Origin of the sequence: Pantoea dispersa, from assembly GCF_019890955.1 — a bacterium.
Lineage (GTDB): Bacteria > Pseudomonadota > Gammaproteobacteria > Enterobacterales > Enterobacteriaceae > Pantoea > Pantoea dispersa.
In genome coordinates this window covers 3,131,757-3,149,211 of sequence record NZ_CP082346.1, presented here as the reverse complement: position 1 = coordinate 3,149,211, position 17,455 = coordinate 3,131,757, and the positions used below count along the sequence as shown (strand labels likewise).

General features: G+C 56.5%; 14 protein-coding genes, 1 tRNA gene and 2 rRNA genes. 9 read left to right on the top strand and 8 right to left on the bottom strand.

Features of this window, described 5'->3' with window-relative positions; genetic code table 11:
• Positions 1–334 precede the first annotated feature (334 nt).
• From K7H94_RS14845 to K7H94_RS14830, 4 genes are all read left to right on the top strand, one after another.
• A complete protein-coding gene (locus K7H94_RS14845) occupies positions 335–2,485 on the top strand; it encodes a lysine decarboxylase LdcC (RefSeq protein ID WP_104094478.1) in 2,151 nt (716 codons plus the stop codon).
• A 75-nt stretch (positions 2,486–2,560) separates the two neighbouring features.
• Positions 2,561–2,950 (top strand): VOC family protein, encoded by a 390-nt coding sequence (locus K7H94_RS14840; RefSeq protein WP_222951256.1) that lies wholly within the window; start codon positions 2,561–2,563, stop codon positions 2,948–2,950.
• A gap of 54 nt (positions 2,951–3,004) precedes the next feature.
• Positions 3,005–4,303 carry a tRNA lysidine(34) synthetase TilS gene (tilS, locus tag K7H94_RS14835; RefSeq protein ID WP_222951255.1) on the top strand — a complete coding sequence of 433 codons (1,299 nt, stop codon included), beginning with the start codon at positions 3,005–3,007 and terminating at the stop codon, positions 4,301–4,303.
• Between the two features lie 15 nt (positions 4,304–4,318).
• Positions 4,319–4,627, top strand: a complete 309-nt coding sequence (locus tag K7H94_RS14830; RefSeq protein WP_058780481.1) for a c-type cytochrome — start codon at positions 4,319–4,321, stop codon at positions 4,625–4,627.
• A 39-nt stretch (positions 4,628–4,666) separates the two neighbouring features.
• On the opposite strand, the gene rof is transcribed toward K7H94_RS14830, so the two are convergent.
• Both rof and K7H94_RS14820 read right to left on the bottom strand, forming a co-directional pair.
• Positions 4,667–4,930, bottom strand: coding sequence for a Rho-binding antiterminator (gene rof / locus K7H94_RS14825; protein ID WP_211725887.1), 264 nt, complete (start codon positions 4,928–4,930; stop codon positions 4,667–4,669).
• On the bottom strand, positions 4,917–5,117 hold the full coding sequence (locus K7H94_RS14820) for a YaeP family protein (protein WP_021507470.1): 201 nt from the start codon (positions 5,115–5,117) through the stop codon (positions 4,917–4,919). Before K7H94_RS14820 ends, rof begins: the two co-directional genes overlap by 14 nt.
• A gap of 216 nt (positions 5,118–5,333) precedes the next feature.
• Between K7H94_RS14820 and arfB the strand changes: the two genes are divergently transcribed.
• A complete protein-coding gene (arfB, locus tag K7H94_RS14815) occupies positions 5,334–5,744 on the top strand; it encodes an alternative ribosome rescue aminoacyl-tRNA hydrolase ArfB (protein ID WP_021507469.1) in 411 nt (136 codons plus the stop codon).
• Between the two features lie 32 nt (positions 5,745–5,776).
• Here the strand turns inward: arfB and proS are convergent, their stop codons facing one another.
• The 6 genes from proS to metN all read right to left on the bottom strand — a co-directional run bounded on the left by proS (position 5,777) and on the right by metN (position 11,350).
• A complete protein-coding gene (gene proS, locus K7H94_RS14810; protein WP_222951254.1) occupies positions 5,777–7,495 on the bottom strand; it encodes a proline--tRNA ligase in 1,719 nt (572 codons plus the stop codon).
• A 91-nt stretch (positions 7,496–7,586) separates the two neighbouring features.
• Entirely contained in the window at positions 7,587–8,294 is a 708-nt protein-coding gene (gene tsaA, locus K7H94_RS14805) for a tRNA (N6-threonylcarbamoyladenosine(37)-N6)-methyltransferase TrmO (RefSeq protein ID WP_222951253.1), read from the bottom strand.
• A complete protein-coding gene (gene rcsF / locus K7H94_RS14800; protein WP_021507466.1) occupies positions 8,291–8,692 on the bottom strand; it encodes an Rcs stress response system protein RcsF in 402 nt (133 codons plus the stop codon). The genes tsaA and rcsF overlap by 4 nt, the downstream gene beginning before the upstream one ends.
• A gap of 127 nt (positions 8,693–8,819) precedes the next feature.
• Positions 8,820–9,635, bottom strand: a complete 816-nt coding sequence (locus tag K7H94_RS14795) for a MetQ/NlpA family lipoprotein (protein ID WP_021507465.1) — start codon at positions 9,633–9,635, stop codon at positions 8,820–8,822.
• A 37-nt stretch (positions 9,636–9,672) separates the two neighbouring features.
• On the bottom strand, positions 9,673–10,326 hold the full coding sequence (locus K7H94_RS14790; protein ID WP_021507464.1) for a methionine ABC transporter permease MetI: 654 nt from the start codon (positions 10,324–10,326) through the stop codon (positions 9,673–9,675).
• On the bottom strand, positions 10,319–11,350 hold the full coding sequence (gene metN, locus K7H94_RS14785) for a methionine ABC transporter ATP-binding protein MetN (protein ID WP_150059276.1): 1,032 nt from the start codon (positions 11,348–11,350) through the stop codon (positions 10,319–10,321). Before metN ends, K7H94_RS14790 begins: the two co-directional genes overlap by 8 nt.
• A 188-nt stretch (positions 11,351–11,538) precedes the next feature.
• Here metN and gmhB point away from each other — a divergent pair, with 188 nt between their 5' ends.
• The 4 genes from gmhB to K7H94_RS14765 all read left to right on the top strand — a co-directional run bounded on the left by gmhB (position 11,539) and on the right by K7H94_RS14765 (position 17,329).
• A complete protein-coding gene (gmhB, locus tag K7H94_RS14780) occupies positions 11,539–12,099 on the top strand; it encodes a D-glycero-beta-D-manno-heptose 1,7-bisphosphate 7-phosphatase (protein WP_058759541.1) in 561 nt (186 codons plus the stop codon).
• A gap of 406 nt (positions 12,100–12,505) precedes the next feature.
• Positions 12,506–14,047: ribosomal RNA gene (locus tag K7H94_RS14775) — 16S ribosomal RNA — on the top strand.
• A gap of 88 nt (positions 14,048–14,135) precedes the next feature.
• Positions 14,136–14,210 (top strand) — tRNA-Glu (locus tag K7H94_RS14770).
• Between the two features lie 214 nt (positions 14,211–14,424).
• Positions 14,425–17,329, top strand: a 23S ribosomal RNA gene (locus tag K7H94_RS14765).
• Together the 16S and 23S rRNA genes with 1 tRNA gene alongside form the textbook arrangement of a ribosomal RNA operon.
• Positions 17,330–17,455 lie beyond the last annotated feature (126 nt).

Genomic DNA, 17,455 nt, shown 5'->3' with positions numbered 1-17,455 from the left:
TTCCGCGATCAGGCTTGAGTCCCCCGCAGGTGCGGCATTTATACCGGTGCGCATCAATGCGCACCCTACAAAAAACCGGCAGTGATCCTGTAGGGGTGCCATTCATGGCGACCTGATAAAACCGTGCAGTTACCCCGCAGGTGCGGCATTTATACCGGTGCGCATTAATGCGCACCCTACATAAAGCCGGTAGTAATCCTGTAGGGGCGCCATTCATGGCGACCTGAGATGCATCGCTGACAAACATCAGGCCAACAACGGCGCTATTCCGGAACATTCACTCGCCACTTTTCGCTATCCTTATTCCGTGCGACAACACCACAGGAGGTGAGCATTGAATATTATTGCGATCATGGGACCGCACGGCGCGTTCTACAAAGATGAACCGATTCGCGAACTGGACGCGGCGCTGAAGCTGCAGGGTTTCCAGACCGTTTATCCCAACAATGCCAGCGACCTGCTGAAACTGATTGAACACAACCCGCGCGTCTGCGGGGTGATATTTGACTGGGACGACTACAGCCTGGCGCTATGCAGCGACATCAATCAGCTCAACGAATCGCTGCCGCTGTATGCCTTCATCAACACCCATTCGCAGATGGATGTCAGCATTAATGAAATGCGCATGGCGCTGCACTTCTTCGAATACGCCCTCAACGCCGCTGACGATATCGCACTGCATATCCGGCAGTACACCGATGAGTACATCGACAAAATTATGCCGCCGCTGACCAAAGCGCTGTTCACCTACGTCAAAGAGGGGAAATACACCTTCTGCACGCCGGGCCACATGGGCGGCACGGCGTTTCAGAAAAGCCCGGTCGGCAGCCTGTTCTATGATTTCTTCGGCGCCAACACGCTGAAAGCGGATGTATCGATCTCGGTCACCGAACTGGGCTCGCTGCTCGATCACACCGGTCCGCACCTCGAAGCAGAAGAGTATGTGGCGCGCACCTTTGGCGCTGAGCAGAGCTATATGGTCACCAACGGCACGTCGACCTCGAATAAAATCGTCGGAATGTACGCCGCACCGGCCGGCAGCACGGTGCTGATTGACCGCAACTGCCACAAATCGCTGACGCATCTGCTGATGATGAGCGACATCATCCCCATCTGGCTCAAACCGACACGCAACGCCCTGGGCATCCTGGGTGGCATCCCTAAGCGCGAATTCACCCGCGACAGCATCCAGCAGAAAGTTAACGCGACCCCGCGTGCCAGCTGGCCGGTGCATGCGGTGATCACCAACTCAACCTACGATGGTCTGCTGTACAACACGCAATACATCAAACAGACGCTGGACGTGCCGTCCATTCATTTCGATTCCGCCTGGGTGCCATACACCAATTTTCACCCTATCTACAGCGGCAAAAGTGGCATGAGCGGCGAGCGCATTCCCGGCAAAGTGATCTATGAAACCCAGTCGACCCACAAACTGCTGGCGGCGTTCTCACAGGCGTCGCTGATTCACATCAAGGGCGATTACGATCACGACACCTTCAACGAAGCCTACATGATGCACACCACCACCTCGCCGAGCTACGCGATCGTCTCTTCGATTGAGACCGCGGCGGCGATGCTGCGCGGTAATCCGGGCCGGCGGCTGATTAATCGCTCGGTGGAGCGCGCGCTGCATTTTCGCCGCGAGATCCAGCGGCTGCGCGAAGAGTCTGACGGCTGGTTCTTTGATATCTGGCAGCCGGAGCAGGTCGATGAAGCCGAATGCTGGCCAATTCAGCCGGGTGACGAGGCGTGGCACGGCTTTACGCACGCCGATCGCGATCATATGTACCTTGATCCCATCAAAGTCACCATACTTACGCCGGGCATGAGCGAACTGGGACAGATGGCGGAAGAGGGCATTCCGGCCGCGCTGGTGGCGAAATTCCTCGATCAGCGTGGCATCGTGGTGGAGAAGACCGGACCGTACAATTTGCTGTTCCTGTTCAGCATTGGCATCGATAAAACCAAAGCGATGAGCGTGCTGCGCGGACTGACGGAGTTTAAACGCGCCTACGATCTCAATCTGCGGGTAAAAAACATGCTGCCGGATCTCTATGCTGAAGATCCTGACTTCTACCGTAACATGCGCATCCAGACGCTGGCGCAGGGTATTCATCAGCTGATCCTGCAGCACGATCTGCCGCGTCTGATGCTGCGGGCATTCGACGTTCTGCCGGAGATGAAGATGACGCCGCACCAGGCGTTTCAGCGGCAGGTGCAGGGACAGGTGGAAACCGTGGACATTCGCGAGCTGGTCGGGCGGATTTCAGCCAACATGATCCTGCCTTATCCGCCAGGCGTGCCACTGGTGATGCCGGGCGAGATGATTACCGAACAGAGCCGGGCGGTGCTGGATTTCCTGCTGATGCTCTGTACCATCGGGCGGCACTATCCCGGCTTTGAAACGGATATTCACGGTGCCACGCTCACCGACGACGGTCGCTATCTGGTGCGCGTGCTGCGCGACGAGCCTGCGCGCTAACTTCAGATAATTGCCTCTTTTCAGCGCCGCGCCGGGCACGTAGGCTAAGCGGCTCAGAATACTTTCGGAGCCGCTATGCTGCAGATGAAACAGATCCACCACATCGCCATTATTGCCACCGATTATCAGCGCAGTAAGGCGTTTTACTGCGACGTGCTGGGCTTTGAGCTACTGGGTGAATACTATCGCGCTGAGCGCGACTCATGGAAAGGCGACCTTGGCCTTAATGGCGTCTATACCATTGAGCTGTTCTCGTTTCCTGCGCCGCCGCCGCGCGTCAGCGGGCCGGAAGCGTGCGGGCTGCGCCATCTGGCGTTTTGTGTGGATGATGTCGAACAGTCGGTTGCCGCGCTGGCAGAAAAGGGCGTGGTGTGCGAGCCGATCCGCATCGATGCTCTCACCGGTAAAGCCTGCACCTTCTTCCCCGATCCGGATGGTTTGCCGCTGGAGCTGTATCAGGCGTAAAATAGCGCGCGCAGTGAGCCGCAATCCGGCGGTTCACCTCAACGGAATGCGTGCATGTCCTTTTCTCATCTTGCTGCGCTGCTGCCAGCCGATGCCCGCTGCGTGCTGGCATTCAGCGGCGGGCTCGATTCCAGCGTCCTGCTGCATCAGTTAGTGAGCTGGCAACGCCAGCAGCCGCAGCTGCGCGTGCGCGCATTACACGTGCATCATGGTTTAAGCCCCAACGCCGATCGCTGGGCGGCGCACTGCCAGCAGCAGTGTCAGCAGTGGCACATTCCCTGCGAGGTGCTGCGCGTGCAGGTGGACGCTCGCGCCGGCGGGATCGAAGCCGCAGCCCGCACGGCGCGCTATCAGGCGTTATTCACACACCTGCAACCCGGTGAGTACTTACTTACTGCTCAGCACCTCGATGACCAGGCTGAAACGCTGCTGCTGGCGCTGAAACGCGGCAGTGGTCCGGCTGGTCTGGCGGCGATGCCGCAGCAGCGGCAGGTTAACGGCCACTGGCATCTGCGCCCGTTGCTCAACCTCAGCCGTCAGCAGCTGGAAGCTTACGCTGTCGGGCACCAGCTGGACTGGATTGACGATGAGAGCAACGCTGACCGCCGCTATGATCGCAATTTCCTGCGCCAGGACGTGCTGCCGCTGCTGCAGGCGCGCTGGCCGCACTTCAGCGCGGCCAGTGCCCGCAGCGCAGCGCTGTGTGGTGAGCAGGAGCAACTGCTGGATGAGCTGCTCAGCGAGCAGCTGGCGCAGCTGACCGATGCGCAAGGCGCACTGCATTTTCCGCCGCTGCTGGCCTGTAGCGAGGCACGGCGGCACGCGCTGCTGCGGCGCTGGATTAGCGAACGCGGTGGCGCAATGCCCGCGCGCGACGCGCTGCAGCGCATTACCGACGAGGTGATGCACAGCCGTGAAGATGCGCAGCCGTGTCTGCGCTTTGGCGCGCATGAACTGCGGCGCTACCGGGAACGGCTTTACTGGCTGCCGCGACAGCACTCACTGAGTCAGCACTCGCTAACCTGGCAGCCGCTGACGCAGCCATTAATTTTGCCTGATGGGCTGGGTGAACTGCGCGCCAGTCCGGCGCAGGCGGAACTGCGCCAGCCGGCGGCGGATGAGCAGGTTATTGTGCGCTTTCAGGCCCACGGCTATCACCATGTTGTCGGCCGGACTGGTGGTCGCGAAATGAAAAAACTGTGGCAGGAGCTGGGCGTCCCGCCGTGGCAGCGCGAACGCATTCCGTTGATTTACTACAACCAGACGCTGATTGCTGCGCCGGGGCTGTTTGTCACCCGCGCAGGCGCGGCGGGCGAGACGCAAGGCTGGCAGGCGATCTGGTCAACACCCTAAAAAGGAACAGCAATGATGAAACAGTGGATTGTCGCGGCGCTACTGGCTGCTGCGCTGCCGGCGTTTGCGCAGGGCGACGTCAGGGCCGGCGCGCAGAAAGCCGCCAGTTGTATGGCGTGCCATGGCGCGGAAGGTAAGAGCGCGGTGCCGCTTTACCCTAATCTGGCCGGGCAGCATGCGCCCTACCTGCTGCATTCGCTGCAGGCCTACAAAAAAGGCGAGCGCAGTGGCGGTCAGGCAGAGGTGATGAAAGCCTTTGTGGCCGGGTTGAGCGATCAGGATATGGATGATTTAGCGGCGTACTACGCTTCGCTACAGCCTTAAGCGAGGTGGGCGGGAATAGCTTTCCCGCCCGGGGAGAGATTATTCGTCTTCGCTGACGATAACGGTGCCCAGCTCAGGATGGCTGAAGCTGGCGATGTGGTCGAGACGCAGCTCGCGCGTTTCACCGGAGAGGTCGACCGCAAGATACTCGACGTTTTTACGTGAGATCATGTCCACGGCTTTCGCTTTCAGCTGGTCGCCGTTTTTGAGCTCCAGCGACAGCGTCCAGTGTTTGGTACAGGCGAGCTCGAGGTTGTCGTAGTCATCACAGTTGATGGGTTTGTAGGCTTCATTCGTCAACATAGTCGCTCACCAATAAGTTTGCAGCGGCATACGCTGCCTGTTCCCTGACAGAAGAGTTTAGCGCAGAATTAGCGGCAATATCATTGAGTGCTTTCAGTGCGCATCCGATCGCGTCTGGCACATACCCCAGGTCGCCGCTGCCAATCCCGGCATACTTCTGGCGAACTAACTCACAATACTTTTGCACATACACCTCCTCAGCAGAGCATCAATACTCTGGTTGATATGCGACTATATCACAGGGGTTCGCTGGAAATCAGCCAGGGGGCGCAGGGAAGGTGGCAAAGAAAGGGCAAAAAGTGACAGCCAGCACTGGTCTCAGCCAGCCTGGCGGCGCACAAAAGGTTAAGTTGATGAACAGGTTATTTCCGGATACAACTGCGCTGATAACGGCAGGTGGCAGATGATTGTGCTGTCACGTAGTGTTTCAATTGCGGACAATGAAGTGGAGCTCAGTGCCATTCGCGCTCAGGGCGCGGGCGGCCAGCACGTCAATAAGACGTCGACCGCTATCCATCTGCGTTTCGATATTCACGCCTCATCGCTACCGCCGTTTTATAAACAGCGGCTGCTGGAGGCGAACCACCATTTGATCAGCGCCGATGGCGTGGTGATTATCAAAGCGCAGGAGTATCGCAGCCAGGAGATGAACCGCGAAGCGGCGCTGCAGCGGCTGATCAACCTGATACGCGAGCTGACAACGGTGGAGAAAGTGCGCCGCGCGACGCGCCCGACGCGGGCGTCCAGAGAGCGGCGGCTGGAAGGCAAATCACGACGCAGCAATGTGAAGGCGCTGCGCGGCAAGCTACGCTAAAAAAAACGCCTCCGGCAGGAGGCGTCAGGGGATTACTTATTGAGTGCGCGGCTGAGGAAGTCGACGATGTCGTGCTGCTTGATCATCTGCTTCTCGCTGGCGGCGCGGGCTTTGTACTCGATCTCCTGGTTATCCAGGTTGCGATCGCCAATTACAATAGTGTGCGGTACGCCAATCAGTTCCATATCGGCGAACATCACGCCCGGACGCTCTTTACGATCGTCAAGAATGACATCAATGCCTTTGGCGCGCAGCTCGTTGTACAGCTGTTCCGCCAGCTCTTTCACGCGGAAGGATTTGTGCATGTTCATCGGCAGAATCGCCACTTCGAACGGTGCCAGCGCCGCTGGCCAGATAATCCCGCGCTCGTCGTGGTTCTGTTCGATAGCCGCCGCCACGACGCGGGTGATACCGATACCGTAGCAGCCCATGGTCATGATCTGATTGCGACCATCTTCACCCTGTACCGCTGCTTTCATCGCGTCCGAATATTTGGTGCCGAGCTGGAAGATGTGGCCGACTTCAATGCCGCGCTTAATCATCAGTACGCCTTTGCCATCCGGGCTCGGATCGCCTTCTACCACGTTACGAATATCTTCTACGCGTGCTTCTGGCAGATCGCGGCCCCAGTTGATGCCGGCATAGTGCTGGCCATCAATGTTGGCGCCTGCCGCGAAGTCACTCATTTTTGCCACGGTGCGGTCAGCAATCACCGGGATGGTCAGACCGACCGGACCGAGAGAGCCGAAACCGGCACCGATGGCGGCGCGAATCTCTTCCTCGCTGCCCATTTCCAGTGGCGCGGCCACAATGTCCAGATGCTCGGCTTTGATTTCGTTGAGCTCGTGGTCGCCGCGTAACAGCAGCGCAACCAGCGAATGACCGCTCTCTTCGCTGGCTTTCACAATCAGCGTTTTCACCGTTTTTTCTACCGGGATCTGGTGCTGTTCGACCAGCTCGGCGATGGTTTTCGCGTTTGGCGTAGCGAACTGCGTCAGCGCCTGCGTTGCCGCCGGGCGCTCACCTGCAGGTGCCAGCGCTTCGGCTTTCTCAATGTTGGCCGCGTAATCGGACTCGCTGGAGAAGATCACATCATCTTCACCACTCTGCGCCAGCACCTGGAATTCATGCGAGCCGCTGCCGCCAATCGAACCGGTATCAGCCTGTACGGCGCGGAAATCCAGCCCCATGCGGCTGAAGCTCTGGCTGTAGGCGCGGTACACCGCATCGTAAGTTTCCTGCAGCGACTCCTGCGAGGTGTGAAACGAATACGCATCCTTCATGATGAATTCGCGCGAACGCATTACGCCAAAACGCGGGCGTACTTCATCACGGAATTTGGTCTGGATCTGATAGACGTTGAGCGGCAGCTGCTTATAGGAGCTGAGCTCGTTGCGGATCAGGTCGGTGACCACTTCTTCATGGGTCGGACCCAGCACAAACGGACGTTCGTGGCGGTCTTTAATGCGCAGCAGCTCCGGGCCGTACTGCTCCCAGCGACCGCTCTCTTCCCACAGATCGGCTGGCTGAACCACCGGCATGGAGATCTCAATCGCACCGGCGTTGTTCATCTCTTCGCGCACGATGTTTTCAACTTTTCGCAGCACGCGAATACCGGTCGGCAGCCAGGTATAGAGACCGGAAGCCAGTTTGCGGATCATACCGGCGCGCAGCATCAGCTGGTGGCTGATCACTTCAGCATCGGAAGGCGTCTCCTTCAGGGTGGAGAGCAGATATTGAGTAGTACGCATTAATTTACGATTCCAGTTGTACGGAAGGATACGAACAAAAAATTTGCTGGCGGCTAGTGTACCAGCGAGATCCGTCACTCAAAAGCTTGTTTTAGCGCGGATCGAGCGCGATCACCTCGGTACCCGCCGCGTCAATGCGCCAGCGCACATTAAAGTCGAGCAGCCACGCGGCATATTCACGGCCAGGGCTTTCACTTTTGCGATAAGCCGGACGCGGATCCTGCGCCAGCACTTCAGTGATAAAGCGCGCCAGCTGCGGGTAGTGGCGTTGCTGCTGTTGCAACTGCTGCTGCGCCTGCGCGGAGAAACGCACCGGCATGCTGGCGTCGGGCGCGCTCTGAGCGAAACCCGCGCGCGCCTCAGGCAGCGCTTCGGCGAAGGGCAGGTAAGGCTTGATATCCACCACAGGGGTGCCGTCCACCAAATCGAGGCTGCCTAATTGCAGAATCACCTGTTGCTGCTCGCAGCGAATGCCTTTGAGCTCAACCAGCGACATGCCGATAGGATTGGGGCGAAAGGTCGAGCGGGTGGCAAATACGCCCATGCGGGCATTACCGCCGAGGCGCGGCGGGCGTACGGTTGGGCGCCAGCCGCCGGCCATGGTCTGGTGAAAGACAAACAGCACCCACAGATGGCTGAATGCCTCCAGTCCACGCACCGCTTCAGGCTGATTGTACGGCACCAGCAGATGCAGTTCGCCACCGCCGTCCTGCACCAGACCCGGCTGGCGCGGTACGGCAAATTTCTCTTTCCACGGCGAACGAATCACGCCGATTTGCGCAAAGGCAAATTCACTCATTGATTCGAGACTTTCAGCGCGGAACCCTGGCATACCGCCTGGCGATAGCAGCCTGGCGTGCTGGAGACAATTTCACACTTGTGCAGCAGCACGGCGTTGGCTTTCATGCCGGCCGCTTTAATCTGCAGGCGTTTACGCGCGGTATTGAGGTTCGGCGGCGAGTCCTGGGTGCTGCTCTGGCAATCATCACCCGACACTTCGCCCAGATCGCGGAACGGATTGCTGACCAGATCTGTCGCATCGGTATAGATCTTAACCGGGGCCGGACGCGCAGCCGGTTTGCGCTGAGGTTCGCTGGTTGATTGCTGCGGGCGAGACGGAGCACTGCTTATTGGGTGATATTCACGCACGCACCCGGTCAGCATCAATGCCAACAAGCAGAGCGGTAAAAAACGCATGGCAACATCCTCATGTAATAAAAAGTGGCGTTATTGAAACAAGGACGACCAGAAATAACAAGTCAGCTGCCACATGCTGAAATAGAAAGGGCGGCCGAAGCCGCCCTGCACCGCATGAAAGGGATAATTACCAGCCTTTCACTGCGCCGCCGTTGAAGATTTTGTTGGCGGCTTCAGACACTTCGTCTGACTGATAAGCCTCAACAAACTTCTTCACGTTCTCCGCGTCTTTGTTGTCTTCGCGGCTAACGATCAGGTTCACGTACGGCGAGTCTTTATCTTCTACGAAGATGCCGTCCTTCGCCGGGGTCAGGCCAATCTGGCTGGCGTAAGTGGTGTTGATCACCGCCAGCGCAATCTGCTGATCGTCGAGTGAACGTGGCAGCTGTGGCGCTTCCAGCTCAACAATCTTCAGGTTCTTTGGATTCTCAGTGATATCCAGTGAGGTTGGCAGCAGGCCCACGCCATCTTTCAGTTTGATCAGGCCCACTTTCTGCAGCAGCAGCAGAGAGCGACCGAGGTTGGTTGGATCGTTCGGGATAGCGATCTGCGCACCGTTCTGCAGCTCATCCAGCGATTTGATTTTTTTCGAGTAGCCGGCAATCGGATAAACGAAGGTGTTGCCGACCGGCACCAGTTTGTAGCCGCGGTCTTTGATCTGCTGATCGAGGTACGGCTTGTGCTGGAAGGCGTTAACGTCAATATCGCCTTTGCTCAGCGCTTCGTTAGGCAGCACGTAATCGTTAAAGGTAACCAGTTCAACATCGAGACCGTATTTCTCTTTCGCGACTTTCACGGCAGTTTCCGCAACCTGCTGCTCAGCCCCGACAATCACACCCACTTTAATGTGGTTGGGATCTTTCTCTTTCTGATCGCATCCTGCCAGCGCAATCGCGCCAATCAGAGCACCCACAGCGGCAATCTTTTTAAATGTGAAAGACATATCCTTTCCTTAATAGAGGACTATTGATGTTGTTTGCTTATTTATGTGACACCGCACGCACGATGCGGTCACCACAGAACTGAATTAAATACACCAGCACCACCAGCAAAATCAGCACGGTATTCATCACGGTGGCGTTATAGCCGATGTAACCATACTGATAGCCAATCTGGCCCAGACCGCCCGCGCCCACAGCACCACCCATGGCGGAGTAGCCCACCAGCGTAATCAGGGTAATTGTAGCGGCATTCACCAGCCCTGGCAGCGCTTCCGGCAGCAGCACTTTACGCACGATCTGCAGCGGTGTGGCACCCATGGCGCGCGAGGCTTCAATCAGTCCGGTCGGCAACTCAAGCAGTGCGTTCTCCACCATACGGGCGATAAACGGCGCCGCGCCCACGGTCAGCGGAACGATGGCCGCCTGCAGACCAATGGAGGTGCCGACGATGGCGCGGGTAAACGGAATCATCCACACCAGCAGGATAATGAAAGGAATAGAACGGAAAATATTGACGATGGCTGACAGCACGCGATACAGCGCAGTGTTGGCCAGAATCTGCCCCGGACGCGTGACGTACAGCAGTACGCCAACCGGCAGGCCAAGCACAAAGCCAAAGAAACCAGAAACGAAGGTCATCATCAGCGTTTCCCAGACGCCACGCGTCAGTAACCACAGCATCGCTTCAGACATAACCCAGCACCTCTACTTTCACATGATTTTCTTTCAGCCAGGCAATAGCGGCTTGTGTATCTGTTTCACTGCCGTCCATTTCGGCCAGCATGATGCCGAACTTCACGCCACCGGCGTAATCCATCTGGGCACTGATAATGTTGTTATTGACGTTGAAACGGCGCGCGGCTTCTGACAGCAGCGGCGCATCCACCGATTTACCGGTGAACTCCAGCCGCAGCAGCGGCACGCTGTTAGTGCCCGCGCTCGCCTGCATGCGCTGCTGGTAATCATCCGGAATATCCAGATGCAGCGTTGACTGAATAAACTGCTGGGCCAGGGGCGTTTTCGGGTGCGAGAACACTTCGCTGACGCTGTCTTTTTCAATCAGTTCGCCGTTGCTGATCACCGCTACCTGATCGCAGATGCGTTTCACCACATCCATCTCGTGGGTGATCAGCAGAATAGTGATGCCGAGCCGACGGTTGATGTCTTTCAGCAGCTCCAGAATCGAGCGGGTGGTGGCCGGGTCCAGCGCGCTGGTGGCTTCATCACACAGCAGGACCTTCGGATTGCTGGCCAGCGCACGGGCAATTGCGACGCGCTGTTTCTGACCGCCGGACAGATTCGCCGGCCAGCTGTCGTGTTTGTCCGCCAGACCGACCAGCTCCAGCAGCTCACTGACGCGCTTTTTGATCGCCTCGCGTGAAAGGTTACCCAGCTCAAGCGGCAGCGCAACGTTGCCCGACACGGTGCGGGAGTTCATCAGGTTGAAGTGCTGGAAGATCATGCCAATCTGGCGGCGCGCCAGCGTTAACTGCCCGGAAGAGAGCGCGGTGAGATCCTGACCGTCAACCAGCACACGACCGGATGTCGGGCGCTCCAGCAGGTTGACGCAGCGGATGAGCGTACTTTTACCGGCACCGGATGAACCGATGACGCCATAAATTTGTCCGGCAGGCACGTGCAGGCTAACGTTTGACAACGCCTGAATAGTGCGTGAACCCTGCTGGAACACTTTGGTGATATTTTCGAGTTTAATCATTAGTTTAATTGTTATCGTGTTGCGTTGTCCGTGGTGTATCGGTCTTCGCGCCGCCGGGGCAGGCGAAATCTGGATGGATGGTAAGGCATCCAGACGGCTAAATCAATCAAAGTCATTCAATCTGCCATTCTCACGGTACGCGCAATCATGCGATACTGCGCGGCACTATTTGCAGCAGGAGTTTCTACGTGGCGAACCCAGTCCCGGCTATTTTTCTCGATCGTGATGGCACCCTGAATGTCGATCACGGCTATGTTCATGAGATCGACAATTTTCAGTTTATTGATGGCACCATTGAAGCGCTGCAGGCGTTAAAGAAGATGGGCTACGCGCTGGTGCTGGTAACTAACCAGTCTGGCATCGCGCGCGGCATGTTTACCGAAGATCAGTTTATGCAGCTCACCGAGTGGATGGACTGGTCGCTGGCCGATCGCGATGTCGATCTCGACGGCATCTATTTCTGTCCGCATCTGCCTGATGCAACGGTCGTGGAGTACCGCCAGACTTGCGATTGCCGCAAGCCGCAACCGGGCATGCTGCTTTCGGCGCAGAAACACCTGAATATCGATATGGCGGCTTCTTATATGGTGGGCGATAAGCTGGAAGATATGCTGGCAGCGCAGGCGGCAGGCGTGGGAACCAAAGTGCTGGTGCGCAGTGGTAAACCGGTCACCGCCGAAGGCGAAGCGGCCGCGGACTGGGTGATTGATAGTCTCGCAGACCTGCCGGCGCGCATGAAAAAGGCCTGAAATCAGGCCTTCTGCACAAATCTTAAGCGAACAGTAAAAAAGTTGAAATTTGCACTTGCGCTTCCATAAGTTCGCCCTATAATGCGCCACCACTGAGACGGCAAAGCGGCAACGCAGACGGCTCAGCAGGGCGTGAAGTGATTCACCCCGCCGGAGAAAAACGCTGAAAAAAGTGTTTGACTCTGAAGGAGGAAAGCGTAATATACGCCACCTCGCGACAGCAGGCCGAACGCCGCGTCGCACCGCTCTTTAACAATTTATCAGACAATCTGTGTGGGCACTCGCAGGATTGATATCAGCGTCTCCGGACGTAAAAAATATCAAGTCTTTGCTGAGTGAACACGTAATTCATTACGAAGTTTAATTCACAGAGCATCGCTGCACTGGTTGCAGCAAATCAAACTTTAAATTGAAGAGTTTGATCATGGCTCAGATTGAACGCTGGCGGCAGGCCTAACACATGCAAGTCGAACGGCAGCACAGAAGAGCTTGCTCTTTGGGTGGCGAGTGGCGGACGGGTGAGTAATGTCTGGGAAACTGCCCGATGGAGGGGGATAACTACTGGAAACGGTAGCTAATACCGCATAACGTCGCGAGACCAAAGTGGGGGACCTTCGGGCCTCACACCATCGGATGTGCCCAGATGGGATTAGCTAGTAGGTGGGGTAATGGCTCACCTAGGCGACGATCCCTAGCTGGTCTGAGAGGATGACCAGCCACACTGGAACTGAGACACGGTCCAGACTCCTACGGGAGGCAGCAGTGGGGAATATTGCACAATGGGCGCAAGCCTGATGCAGCCATGCCGCGTGTATGAAGAAGGCCTTCGGGTTGTAAAGTACTTTCAGCGGGGAGGAAGGCGGTGAGGTTAATAACCTTGCCGATTGACGTTACCCGCAGAAGAAGCACCGGCTAACTCCGTGCCAGCAGCCGCGGTAATACGGAGGGTGCAAGCGTTAATCGGAATTACTGGGCGTAAAGCGCACGCAGGCGGTCTGTTAAGTCAGATGTGAAATCCCCGGGCTTAACCTGGGAACTGCATTTGAAACTGGCAGGCTTGAGTCTCGTAGAGGGGGGTAGAATTCCAGGTGTAGCGGTGAAATGCGTAGAGATCTGGAGGAATACCGGTGGCGAAGGCGGCCCCCTGGACGAAGACTGACGCTCAGGTGCGAAAGCGTGGGGAGCAAACAGGATTAGATACCCTGGTAGTCCACGCCGTAAACGATGTCGACTTGGAGGTTGTGCCCTTGAGGCGTGGCTTCCGGAGCTAACGCGTTAAGTCGACCGCCTGGGGAGTACGGCCGCAAGGTTAAAACTCAAATGAATTGACGGGGGCCCGCACAAGCGGTGGAGCATGTGGTTTAATTCGATGCAACGCGAAGAACCTTACCTGGCCTTGACATCCAGAGAACTTAGCAGAGATGCTTTGGTGCCTTCGGGAACTCTGAGACAGGTGCTGCATGGCTGTCGTCAGCTCGTGTTGTGAAATGTTGGGTTAAGTCCCGCAACGAGCGCAACCCTTATCCTTTGTTGCCAGCGGCTCGGCCGGGAACTCAAAGGAGACTGCCGGTGATAAACCGGAGGAAGGTGGGGATGACGTCAAGTCATCATGGCCCTTACGGCCAGGGCTACACACGTGCTACAATGGCGCATACAAAGAGAAGCGACCTCGCGAGAGCAAGCGGACCTCATAAAGTGCGTCGTAGTCCGGATTGGAGTCTGCAACTCGACTCCATGAAGTCGGAATCGCTAGTAATCGTAGATCAGAATGCTACGGTGAATACGTTCCCGGGCCTTGTACACACCGCCCGTCACACCATGGGAGTGGGTTGCAAAAGAAGTAGGTAGCTTAACCTTCGGGAGGGCGCTTACCACTTTGTGATTCATGACTGGGGTGAAGTCGTAACAAGGTAACCGTAGGGGAACCTGCGGTTGGATCACCTCCTTACCTGAAGATACCTTCCCGCGAAGTGCTCACACAGATTGTCTGATAGAAAAGTAACGAGCAGGACGGCTGCGAAGTCGTGACACTTTGTGTCCCCTTCGTCTAGCGGTTAGGACTCCGCCCTTTCACGGCGGCAACAGGGGTTCGAATCCCCTAGGGGACGCCACTGCTTGGTGACAGGTGAAAGGTGTCTCCACAGAATATCTCAAAACTGACGGTAACGTCGTGTTTGAGATATTGCTCTTTAACAATCCGGAACAAGCTGAAAATTTGAAACGACGCGTCGTGTTCATTCTCCGTAATAAGAATGAAATGGCGATGCGTTCGGGTCTCTCAAATGCTTGCAGTCTGCAGCGTTGCAAAACGCCTGTGGGTTGTGAGGTTAAGCGACTAAGCGTACACGGTGGATGCCCTGGCAGTCAGAGGCGATGAAGGACGTGCTAATCTGCGAAAAGCGACGGTAAGGTGATATGAACCGCTACAGCCGTCGATGTCCGAATGGGGAAACCCGGTGCACTCTGTGCATCATCGTTAACTGAATACATAGGTTAACGAGGCGAACCGGGGGAACTGAAACATCTAAGTACCCCGAGGAAAAGAAATCAACCGAGATTCCCCCAGTAGCGGCGAGCGAACGGGGAGCAGCCCAGGACCTGAATCAGCTTGTGCATCAGTGGAAGCGTCTGGAAAGTCGCGCGATACCGGGTGACAGCCCCGTACACGAAGATGCATGAGCTGTGAGTCCGACGAGTAGGGCGGGACACGTGGTATCCTGTCTGAATATGGGGGGACCATCCTCCAAGGCTAAATACTCCTGACTGACCGATAGTGAACCAGTACCGTGAGGGAAAGGCGAAAAGAACCCCGGCGAGGGGAGTGAAACAGAACCTGAAACCGTGTACGTACAAGCAGTGGGAGCCTACTTGTTAGGTGACTGCGTACCTTTTGTATAATGGGTCAGCGACTTATATTCTGTAGCAAGGTTAACCGCATAGGGGAGCCGAAGGGAAACCGAGTCTTAATTGGGCGTTAAGTTGCAGGGTATAGACCCGAAACCCGGTGATCTAGCCATGGGCAGGTTGAAGGTTGGGTAACACTAACTGGAGGACCGAACCGACTAATGTTGAAAAATTAGCGGATGACTTGTGGCTGGGGGTGAAAGGCCAATCAAACCGGGAGATAGCTGGTTCTCCCCGAAAGCTATTTAGGTAGCGCCTCGTGAACTCATCTCCGGGGGTAGAGCACTGTTTCGGCTAGGGGGCCATCCCGGCTTACCAACCCGATGCAAACTGCGAATACCGGAGAATGTTATCACGGGAGACACACGGCGGGTGCTAACGTCCGTCGTGAAGAGGGAAACAACCCAGACCGCCAGCTAAGGTCCCAAAGTCATGGTTAAGTGGGAAACGATGTGGGAAGGCACAGACAGCCAGGATGTTGGCTTAGAAGCAGCCATCATTTAAAGAAAGCGTAATAGCTCACTGGTCGAGTCGGCCTGCGCGGAAGATGTAACGGGGCTAAACCATGCACCGAAGCTGCGGCAGCGACACTATGTGTTGTTGGGTAGGGGAGCGTTCTGTAAGCCGCTGAAGGTGTGCTGTGAGGCACGCTGGAGGTATCAGAAGTGCGAATGCTGACATAAGTAACGATAAAGCGGGTGAAAAGCCCGCTCGCCGGAAGACCAAGGGTTCCTGTCCAACGTTAATCGGGGCAGGGTGAGTCGACCCCTAAGGCGAGGCTGAAAAGCGTAGTCGATGGGAAACAGGTTAATATTCCTGTACTTGGTGTTACTGCGAAGGGGGGACGGAGAAGGCTAGGTTATCCGGGCGACGGTTGTCCCGGTTTAAGCGTGCAGGTGTGAAGACCAGGCAAATCCGGTCTTCTTTAACACTGAGGCGTGACGACGAGCCGCCACGGCGGTGAAGTAACTGATGCCCTGCTTCCAGGAAAAGCCTCTAAGCTCCAGGTAACACGAAATCGTACCCCAAACCGACACAGGTGGTCAGGTAGAGAATACCAAGGCGCTTGAGAGAACTCGGGTGAAGGAACTAGGCAAAATGGTGCCGTAACTTCGGGAGAAGGCACGCTGGCGCGTAGGTGAAGGGACTTGCTCCCGGAGCCGAGGCCAGTCGAAGATACCAGCTGGCTGCAACTGTTTATTAAAAACACAGCACTGTGCAAACACGAAAGTGGACGTATACGGTGTGACGCCTGCCCGGTGCCGGAAGGTTAATTGATGGGGTTATCCGCAAGGAGAAGCTCTTGATCGAAGCCCCGGTAAACGGCGGCCGTAACTATAACGGTCCTAAGGTAGCGAAATTCCTTGTCGGGTAAGTTCCGACCTGCACGAATGGCGTAATGATGGCCAGGCTGTCTCCACCCGAGACTCAGTGAAATTGAAATCGCTGTGAAGATGCAGTGTACCCGCGGCAAGACGGAAAGACCCCGTGAACCTTTACTATAGCTTGACACTGAACATTGAGCCTTGATGTGTAGGATAGGTGGGAGGCTTTGAAGCGCGGACGCCAGTCTGCGTGGAGCCAACCTTGAAATACCACCCTTTAATGTTTGATGTTCTAACGTAGGCCCGTTACCCGGGCTGCGGACAGTGTCTGGTGGGTAGTTTGACTGGGGCGGTCTCCTCCCAAAGCGTAACGGAGGAGCACGAAGGTTGGCTAATCCTGGTCGGACATCAGGAGGTTAGTGCAATGGCATAAGCCAGCTTGACTGCGAGAGTGACGGCTCGAGCAGGTGCGAAAGCAGGTCATAGTGATCCGGTGGTTCTGAATGGAAGGGCCATCGCTCAACGGATAAAAGGTACTCCGGGGATAACAGGCTGATACCGCCCAAGAGTTCATATCGACGGCGGTGTTTGGCACCTCGATGTCGGCTCATCACATCCTGGGGCTGAAGTAGGTCCCAAGGGTACGGCTGTTCGCCGTTTAAAGTGGTACGCGAGCTGGGTTTAGAACGTCGTGAGACAGTTCGGTCCCTATCTGCCGTGGGCGCTGGAGAATTGAGGGGGGTTGCTCCTAGTACGAGAGGACCGGAGTGAACGCACCGCTGGTGTTCGGGTTGTCATGCCAATGGCACTGCCCGGTAGCTAAGTGCGGAAGAGATAAGTGCTGAAAGCATCTAAGCACGAAACTTGCCCCGAGATGAGTTCTCCCTGACCCTTTAAGGGTCCTGAAGGGACGTTGAAGACGACGACGTTGATAGGCCGGGTGTGTAAGCGCAGCGATGCGTTGAGCTAACCGGTACTAATGACCCGTGAGGCTTAACCTTACAACGCCAGAGGCGTTTTGGTCTGAGAGACCGGAGAATTTTCAGCTTGTGACGGAAAAATTAGCGGAAACGAAAGATTTTGCGCTGAGGCAAGGCGGCAGGCCGGAGGAAAGGAAGGAGCATACA

Coding starts and splice junctions, on each gene's coding strand:
- K7H94_RS14840 (WP_222951256.1), top strand. CDS start 2,561: ATGCTGCAGATGAAACAGATCCACCACATCGCCATTATTGCCACCGAT.
- rcsF (WP_021507466.1), bottom strand. CDS start 8,692: ATGCGTTTTTTACCGCTCTGCTTGTTGGCATTGATGCTGACCGGGTGC.
- arfB (WP_021507469.1), top strand. CDS start 5,334: ATGATTGTGCTGTCACGTAGTGTTTCAATTGCGGACAATGAAGTGGAG.
- rof (WP_211725887.1), bottom strand. CDS start 4,930: ATGTTGACGAATGAAGCCTACAAACCCATCAACTGTGATGACTACGAC.
- proS (WP_222951254.1), bottom strand. CDS start 7,495: ATGCGTACTACTCAATATCTGCTCTCCACCCTGAAGGAGACGCCTTCC.
- tsaA (WP_222951253.1), bottom strand. CDS start 8,294: ATGAGTGAATTTGCCTTTGCGCAAATCGGCGTGATTCGTTCGCCGTGG.
- K7H94_RS14790 (WP_021507464.1), bottom strand. CDS start 10,326: ATGTCTGAAGCGATGCTGTGGTTACTGACGCGTGGCGTCTGGGAAACG.
- metN (WP_150059276.1), bottom strand. CDS start 11,350: ATGATTAAACTCGAAAATATCACCAAAGTGTTCCAGCAGGGTTCACGC.
- K7H94_RS14795 (WP_021507465.1), bottom strand. CDS start 9,635: ATGTCTTTCACATTTAAAAAGATTGCCGCTGTGGGTGCTCTGATTGGC.
- K7H94_RS14830 (WP_058780481.1), top strand. CDS start 4,319: ATGAAACAGTGGATTGTCGCGGCGCTACTGGCTGCTGCGCTGCCGGCG.
- tilS (WP_222951255.1), top strand. CDS start 3,005: ATGTCCTTTTCTCATCTTGCTGCGCTGCTGCCAGCCGATGCCCGCTGC.